This is a genomic window from Nesterenkonia sedimenti, from assembly GCF_012641515.1.
GTDB lineage: Bacteria > Actinomycetota > Actinomycetes > Actinomycetales > Micrococcaceae > Nesterenkonia > Nesterenkonia sedimenti.
In genome coordinates this window covers 1-7614 of the sequence record NZ_JABAHY010000031.1, presented here as the reverse complement: position 1 = coordinate 7614, position 7614 = coordinate 1, and the positions used below count along the sequence as shown (strand labels likewise).

The 7614-nt window shown below is 64.9% G+C and carries 6 protein-coding genes and 1 pseudogene; 2 read left to right on the top strand and 5 right to left on the bottom strand.

Features of this window, described 5'->3' with window-relative positions:
* Positions 1-30 precede the first annotated feature (30 nt).
* Positions 31-375, top strand: a pseudogene (locus HGQ17_RS14710) (heavy metal translocating P-type ATPase); the annotation flags it as partial.
* 198 nt (positions 376-573) lie between these two features.
* On the opposite strand, the gene HGQ17_RS14705 reads toward HGQ17_RS14710, so the two are convergent.
* From HGQ17_RS14705 to HGQ17_RS14690, 4 genes are all read right to left on the bottom strand, one after another.
* Entirely contained in the window at positions 574-981 is a 408-nt protein-coding gene (locus HGQ17_RS14705; protein WP_182495776.1) for a four-helix bundle copper-binding protein, read from the bottom strand.
* A 752-nt stretch (positions 982-1733) separates the two neighbouring features.
* The gene (locus HGQ17_RS14700) at positions 1734-3098 is read right to left on the bottom strand and encodes an APC family permease (RefSeq protein WP_168888706.1); all 1365 of its coding nucleotides are present in this window, start codon (positions 3096-3098) and stop codon (positions 1734-1736) included.
* A gap of 37 nt (positions 3099-3135) precedes the next feature.
* Entirely contained in the window at positions 3136-4620 is a 1485-nt protein-coding gene (locus tag HGQ17_RS14695) for a multicopper oxidase family protein (RefSeq protein WP_168888705.1), read from the bottom strand.
* The gene (locus HGQ17_RS14690; protein ID WP_106124049.1) at positions 4617-4889 is read right to left on the bottom strand and encodes an SHOCT domain-containing protein; all 273 of its coding nucleotides are present in this window, start codon (positions 4887-4889) and stop codon (positions 4617-4619) included. Before HGQ17_RS14690 ends, HGQ17_RS14695 begins: the two co-directional genes overlap by 4 nt.
* A gap of 456 nt (positions 4890-5345) precedes the next feature.
* Here HGQ17_RS14690 and HGQ17_RS14685 point away from each other — a divergent pair, with 456 nt between their 5' ends.
* Positions 5346-6521 carry a heparan-alpha-glucosaminide N-acetyltransferase domain-containing protein gene (locus HGQ17_RS14685; RefSeq protein ID WP_324615313.1) on the top strand — a complete coding sequence of 392 codons (1176 nt, stop codon included), beginning with the start codon at positions 5346-5348 and terminating at the stop codon, positions 6519-6521.
* Between the two features lie 92 nt (positions 6522-6613).
* Here HGQ17_RS14685 and HGQ17_RS14680 read toward each other — a convergent pair whose 3' ends face one another.
* A complete protein-coding gene (locus tag HGQ17_RS14680) occupies positions 6614-7579 on the bottom strand; it encodes a HAMP domain-containing sensor histidine kinase (RefSeq protein ID WP_168888703.1) in 966 nt (321 codons plus the stop codon).
* Positions 7580-7614 lie beyond the last annotated feature (35 nt).

Here is a 7614-nt window from a genome sequence, read left to right as displayed (position 1 = left end):
GCCCCTTGACTCGACACACCTCCACGCTCAACCGCGAATGGCCTCCTTGCCAGCAACGACCCTCGAGCGGTGCTCTCCATGATCGAACTGTCCCGGGTCAGCTACACCAAGATGATCCAGAACCTCATATGGGCAGCCGGTTATAACGTCGTCGCGGTTCCCCTGGCCGCAGGGGTCCTCGCACCCATCGGGTTCGTGCTCTCCCCCGCCGTCGGCGCGATCCTGATGTCAGCGTCAACCATCGTGGTGGCGCTCAACGCCCAGCTCCTGCGACGCATCGACCTCAACCCTGCACACCTGGCCGCCATCGAGGCACGTGACGAAAGCGCCCCGGATCCACGCCCGCGCACAGCGGTCTCCGCCTCCGCTTCCTGAGGTCGACCACCACCCAGTCTCCTCAGCTGGAGATCCGGCACGGAGAGGCGGGGACATCTGCACCGCGACCGAGAGCCTCCCTAGGTATGGATACTCAAAGGCGCCGTCTGTCAGATATCGGGAGCGTGGGTGGGCGGCCGGTCAGAGGAAGAGCTTGTGCGTCTGGCCCGGGTCGGTCTACCTCGATCCGCTGCGGGTCTACCCCAGTGCGCTGATGAGCTCGTCGCAGGCTGCCTCGCAGCGCCGGCAAGCTTCTGCGCACAAGCGGCAGTGCTCGTGCATCTCGGCGTGTTCCTCGCATTCCTGGGCACAGGCTCGGCATGCCTCTCGGCAGGCCTGCAACATCATACGGACCACGTCTTTGTTCTGCCCGGTGAGACGAGTCAGGATCCGACCAGTTGTCAGGCAAATATCGGCACAATCTTGGTCTGTGCTGATGCACGTCACCAAGTCACCAGCCATCGGTTCACTGAGACAAGCATCAGCGCACGCCGTGCAGGTCTGGGAACATTCAAAACACGCTGCAATACACGCCGCGAGCTTCTCCTGATCGATTCCGAGATCTCCCTTGGGATGAGCCTGAAGCATGGACCTCACGTGAGACATGATGTTCCTCTCGTCGCTGTGGGGCGCTTGCCAAGAACCTCGGCCGGCACGGCGCCAGTGGATATGAGGCTACTGCTGCTACCCGCGTTTTTGAACCCGCGCAGGTCCTGCAAATGACATGGCCAACGACTGAACCAGCTCTCCCCGAGTGTCCGCACGTCTGTTCCGAGGAAGATCCACTCCGGGGTCGAGGACAAGGCGCCGACCGCGCAACGGTAACGGCCTACGCAGATGCCGGGTTAAGGATGTCCGTGGGGCGGGGCTCACCGTCCGCACAAGTCTCTGCAGTTGGGCCGAATGTCGGGTGTTACGTCCTGCCCAGGTCTTCCTGTGGTGCGCCGTAGAACCGACCCAGCGCGCTTGATCGGCTCACCCTGGGCGCCCATCACGACGAGCGCCCAGACAGTTTCAACCGGCATGCCCACTATCGCTGGCGAAGTGTTCGAGAATCTCGCGGTTTGAATCCCCTTGGACAGATAATCGGGTGGCGAGGTGCTGTGCTACATCATCCAGCGCTGATTGAAACAGCTCTCCGTCGAGCCGGGTTTCTTCGACGGGCGAATTTCGTGCGGTTGCGCTATTCAACTCGAGGTAGCCTTTCGTCCGGTCCCTGGAGAAGGTCCCGGACACTCGCTTTCAGTCTGGGACATGGGAGAGCTGGGGACTCGTGGTAGTCGGGAACTGGACGGCTTCTGTCTCTTCGGCGGTGGGGACTGAGCCTGCTTCGATGTCCTCGATCAGCTAGCAGTCCGTCAACGCAGCTGTTCACTCTCCTGCTCGTCGTTGTCGGAGTCCTCCCTCCGACGTCGGACGATGACCCATTGGGCCAGGATGATGAGCGCCGCCACCACGGCTGTGACCACCAACGTGAACGGGTCCGAGGACCCCCTGAGGATCAGGAACGGCACGAGCACCGCGACGTCGAGCACGATGGCCACCCACGGGATCCAGACCTTCGCTTTCACCTCTTCCTTGAGATGGCGGAGGATGCCGTAGTGGATCGCAATGTCCATGCAGAGATAAAGGATGGCCCCCAGCGCGGCGATCTGGGAGAGGTCGAACAGCGCCGCCATCACGATCGCCAGCCCGGCGGTGATGAGCAACGACTGGTGTTTGCGCCTGCCGGGCAACCCCGGCACCTGGCCCATATCGCGGAGCATGTCGTAGAGCTTGGAGACTGCAAACAGGCTCGCGATCAGTCCCGATACGGTGGCCACCACTGCGACGACCACGGTGAGCCCCACGCCCCACGCCCCGAACAGTGGTTCTGCCGCTTCGGCCAGCGCGTAGTCGCGTGCCTCGATGATCTGCGGCACGCTGAGGCTGCCGGTGACGGCGACGGTGATGAGCAGGTAGAGCACTGTGCACAGTGAGATCGAGATGACGATCGACCGGCCGAGATTGCGCTTCGGGTCTTTCAGGTCACCGCCCTGATTGGTGATGGTGGTGAAGCCCTTGTAAGCCAGGATGCACAGGGTGACCCCGGCGAGGAAGCCCAACCACCCCTGATCCGGTGTTGCACTCTCTGGGGAGACCAGCCGTCCCAGGGAGGACACGCCTGCGGCGAACAGTCCCGCGATCGCCAGCACCGCAATGCCGATGATCTTGATTGCCGCGGTGACGGACGCGGAGCGTTCCACCCAGCGGTTGCCCACGACGTTTACCAGCGCCGCTCCCACTATGGCCAGGACTGCCAGGACTGGGACCCACAGCAAGGAGTCCTGCATCTCGAAGGGCCGCAACGCGTAGTTACCGAATGTACGGCCTAACAGGGACTGCGCCAGAACCATCGAGACATACATGAACAGTGAGAATGAACCAGCGATGACTCCAGGACCGTAGGCCGCCTTGAGTAGCATCGCGATCCCGCCCGAGGAGGGGTTCGCCATGGAATACCTGATGTAGGAGTAGGAGCTGAACCCCACGACGACGGCGCCGGCCAGGAAGGCCCAGGGGACCCAACCGCCGGCCAGCTCCGCCACCTGACCGATCAGCGCGAATATCCCCGCGCCGATCATCACCCCTGTTCCCAGGGCGACGGACCCCGTCAGGGACAGCTGCTGCCCGCCTTGCTGCTGCCTGTCCGTCTGGTGTTCGTGCGCCTCGTCGTGAGTCATGCTTCTCCTATGTGGTCCGGCGCGGTGTTCCGCGGTGTCAGCTGACCTCGATGGTGCCCATCATGCCGAGGTCCTCGTGGTCGAGGATGTGGCAGTGGTAGACGGTGCGGCCGCCGAAGTCCTCGAAGGCCACTCGGACCGTCACCTCCCCGAAGGCCGGGATGTTGACCACGTCCTGCCACCGCGGTCCGGAGACGTCGCGGGCATCTTCGCTCATGACCTGCATGGGCCACACGTGTAGGTGCATCGGGTGATCCATGGGACTGGAGTTGGTCAGGGTCCACTCCTCCACGGTGCCCACCTGGGCCCGCTGGTCAGTCCGCTCGGCGTCGAACTCGCGCCCGTCGATCGTGAAGGACATCATCCCCCCGGGACCGCCCATTCCTCCCATCCCACCCATCCCCATGTCCATGGCGAAGTCAATGGTGCGTCGGGCGCCGACCGGCTCATCGCGCAGGTCCCGCAGGGCCGTGCCCGCGGGCACGGGCCCGGGCTCCCCGGCCGGATCCCCGGTGACCTCGAGGATGAGCAGGTCGATCGGCTCGTCGTCGCCGGGGCCGTCTCCGGGTGTGTCCCCGCCCATCATGCCGCCCATGCTCCCGCGGTCCACCGGGGCGGTGCGAAGCGTGGAGGTCCCCTCGCGGGTGTCCACCAGCAGCTCCACGCGGTTGCCGGGGGCCAGCGTCACCTCGGTTATCTCCACCGGCTCGGGCATCCGACCGACATCTCGGCCCAGCACTCGTAGCCCCTGCCCGTCCAGGGTCAGGTGCAGATACCGGGAAGGGCAGGCGTTGACGACCCGCCACAGCTCCCGCTCCCCCGGTGCCGCGGCGGCCTCAGGACGGACCTGGCCGTTGACCAGCACGGTCTCACCCTCCCGGCCCATCATCCGCTGCGGCGGGGAGACCTCGGTGAGGTTGCCGGAGCCGTCCAAGGTGATGTCTGAGACGACCAGGACGCGCTCCCGGGCCACGGGGACAGGATCCGGATCCTCGACGACGATGGCCCCGTAGAGCCCTGCCGCGATCTGGTCGGCCACGTGCCCATGCCTGTGCGGGTGGTACCAGTAGGTGCCGGGAGTGTGGTCCTGTGGCAGGACGTACTCATAGTCGAAGGACTCACCAGGTTCGATGCTCACGAAGGGGTTGTCCCCGTTGCCCTCGGGGGACACGTGCAAACCGTGCACGTGCAGGTTCGTCGGGGCCTCCAGGCCGTTGGTCATCGCCACCCGGAGGGTGTCCCCGCCCCGGACCCGCAGGGTGGGTCCGGGCAGCGAGGAGTTGAAGGCCTGCACGCTCGCCTCACGCGCCCCGATCCGCACTCGGGTGGGGGCGGCCTCCAGGGCCAGGTCCAGGACCCCGTCCCGGCTGGTCAGCACCTCGGGCTGCAGCAGCGCCCTATCGCCGCCGAGGGTCTCACCGCCGCGGCTGCTGGTCCACCACAGCCCGCCCGCGCCCACGGCCGCGGCACCGGCCCCGACCGCACCCAGGGCCAGCAGCTGCCGTCGCGTCAGCGGGCTCACCGGTCACCATCCTCCAGGGTCCGCAATCGTTCGTTGTACTCCTCCGTGCTGATCTCCCCGCGCGCGTAGCGCTCCTCGAGGATCTGTCGGGACCGGCGCGGGAGCGCCCCCGTCGCCGGAGCGGAGCCACCCTGTCGGCTCCCGTCGGTGGAACCGCCGGTGAAGGCCTTCACAAGCACGACCACCAGCACCACCGTTCCCACGATCAGCAGGATCCAGAAGAGCCACATCCAGCCCATTCCCGCTCCCATTCCGGTGTCCCACATCATCACGGTCCTCCTTCGTCGATCGACTCATCGCCCTCTGCCGGACGCGGCACGCGTGTGATGACACCGCGCGATGGGGGCGAGCAAATATCCTATGACAGTTCTTGGAACATCCGCTCCATCTCGACCGAACTTTCTCGTGGCGACCTCCGGAGGCGGCCGCACTGTGAGCTCCCCTTTTTACTGCTTTGTGATGTCAGTCCTAATGGTGGCACCCTTTGCCGCTGACCCCTGGAGTCTTCATCAAATCTTGAGGATCCTGCGACCTGCGCTCTAAGTGCAGCAGACACTCTGGAACCAGTACCATCCCGGCACTCCGGGACCACAGCGACGACCATTGGGCGCAGGCTTCACGCTCCCTTACGGGACGGAAAGGAAGGGGCACAAGACATGAGTAGAACATCAGGAAGTGGAGCGGGGGCCACCGAGAATGCTTCTGTACGGTCTACGACCCGGTTGGTGGGCATCGATGCGGCACGCGGGCTGGCTCTGGTGGGGCTCATGGCCATCCATCTGTTGCCGGCGTGGAATGAGGAGACCGGGGAGGCCAGCTGGTCCTGGCGGCTGTTTTCCGGGGACTCGGCGGCGTTGTTCGCGCTGCTGGCCGGGGTGGGTCTTGCGCTGACTTCCGGCGGCCGGAACCCGCATCAGGGTAGGAGGATGGCAGCCGATCGGGTGGGGCTCGTCGTGCGGGCACTGCTGATCGCAGTCGTTGGTCTGTGGATCGGAACTCTGATGCCGCAAGACCCTCCGGCCTACAGCATCTTGGTCTACTACGGGATGTTCTTTCTTCTGGCGATCCCGTTCCTGCACATGGGCCCGAAGGCGCTCTTCGCCTCGGCGGCGGTGTTTGGGATCGTGTCCCCTGTGCTCATGCAGAATCTTGCTAGCGAACTGCCTGCGTGGAGCTCGTATAACCCCACGTTCATCGACATGGTGACCGAGCCCGGGGCGATCGCTTCTCAGCTGCTGCTCACCGGTACCTACCCGGCGCTGCCTTACATGGCGTATCTGCTGGTCGGTCTGGGGCTGGGTCGACTGAATCTGCGGGAGACCGCGTTGCAGGTCCGGGTGTTGGTCGTGGGAGTGGGGCTGACGATCTTCGCGTACTTCACGTCATCCATCCTGCTTTACGCCTTCGGTGGGTACCAGCGGCTGCTGAGTGCTTCCGGGATGAGTGAGTACGAGCTAGATCAGGTCCTGACCTGGGGCCCGGACTCGTTGCCGGCCTCGACCGGGTGGTGGTTGGCGATCACCACACCACACACCAACACTCCGTTGGCGATCATGGCCAGCCTCGGGGTGAGCCTGACCGTGCTGGGAGTGTTCCTACTGATTGCTCCCAAGGTCGGCAAATGGTTGTTGCCTCTCTCCGCGATGGGCGCGATGACCTTCACCCTGTACACCGCCCACCTGGTGGCCCTCTCGGCCGAGGTCCACTACAGCCAGCCCTACCTGTGGTTCCTGATCCACCTGGTCGCGGCAGCCCTATTTGCGGTGGTGTGGCAACGGTCGCTGGGGCAGGGGCCGTTGGAGAAGGTGGTCAGCACCCGCGCGAAGGGCACTCGACGGTTGGTGTCCGGAGCTGAAGGTCAATCTCGAAACGTCGCCGGTGGTCGGGGCAGCCAGACCTGAGCCCCCGCGTCTGCAACACGGAGGACACCCTGCTCCGGCACATGCGTCCCAGTGGCGGGGCGGCCCGTGAGACGCGTGAAGGGTGCCCCGATTTACTGCGGGGCTGGGGTGCGGGGAATCCGGATGTGGAAACTGGCTCCGTGACCGAGCCCGTCGCTGGTCGCCTCCAGGGTTCCGCCTTGGGCTTCGACCAGGGATTTGCTGATCGCCAGCCCCAGCCCTGAGCCTGCGCGGTGGGCTTCACGGCCAGTCTCGACGCGGTAGAAGCGCGCGAAGACATTCTGAAGGTTCTCAGGGCTGATGCCTTCCCCGGTGTCGGTGATGGTGATGGTGACCGCGTCTGGTGTGTTTTCGGAGTGCACGGTGATGGCACCTCCGGGCGGTGTGTGGCCCAATGCGTTCTCCAGCAGATTGCCCAGCACCTGACCCATGCGTTCCGGATCCAACGGCACTGGTGTTGAAAGCGGGCCGGCGCTGCTGGCTGCCACCGTGATGTTCTTGTCCGCTGCGGCGGGCTCGATGGCCGCGACCGCCTGAGCGGCCAACGCACCCGGGTCCTGGAGGGTGAGCTGCAGCTTGGCCGTGGCCTCCTCGTCGGCGGCGAGCTGCCGGATATCACGAGCGAGGCGTTCCATGCGGGCGATCTGCGCGTTGAAGATCCCGATCGTCCGGGCATCCCACTCCACGACCCCGTCTTCGATCCCCTCCAGATGGCCCTTGAGGCTGGCCAAGGGGGTGCGCATCTCATGGGCCAGATCGGCCAATAGTTGACGCCGAGTGTTGTCTACGGCGGCGAGTCTGGTAGCCATGTCGTTGAAGGAAGTCGCTAGAGAGTCGAACTCCGGGCCCAGCTTCGTGGAGGTGACGTCGACCTCGTAGTTGCCAGCAGCGACTTCCTTGGCGGCGGTGCTGAAGGAGGACAGGGAACGGCCGATGGTGCGGTAGAGGTAGAAGCTGAGCAGCCCGGCGATGAACAAGGCTGGCAGCCCGCCGATGACCAGAGCGGTCAGAATCACCGAGCGGAAGGCAGGGTCTGCTGAAGGTTCGGTTGACTTCAAGACTGCTTAGAAAGCAGGAAGGATGGAAGTCATGC

Bases quoted from the DNA above. Each gene is read 5' to 3' on its own strand.
- HGQ17_RS14705 (WP_182495776.1), bottom strand. From the start codon at position 981: ATGTCTCACGTGAGGTCCATGCTTCAGGCTCATCCCAAGGGAGATCTC.
- HGQ17_RS14700 (WP_168888706.1), bottom strand. From the start codon at position 3,098: ATGACTCACGACGAGGCGCACGAACACCAGACGGACAGGCAGCAGCAA.
- HGQ17_RS14690 (WP_106124049.1), bottom strand. From the start codon at position 4,889: ATGATGTGGGACACCGGAATGGGAGCGGGAATGGGCTGGATGTGGCTC.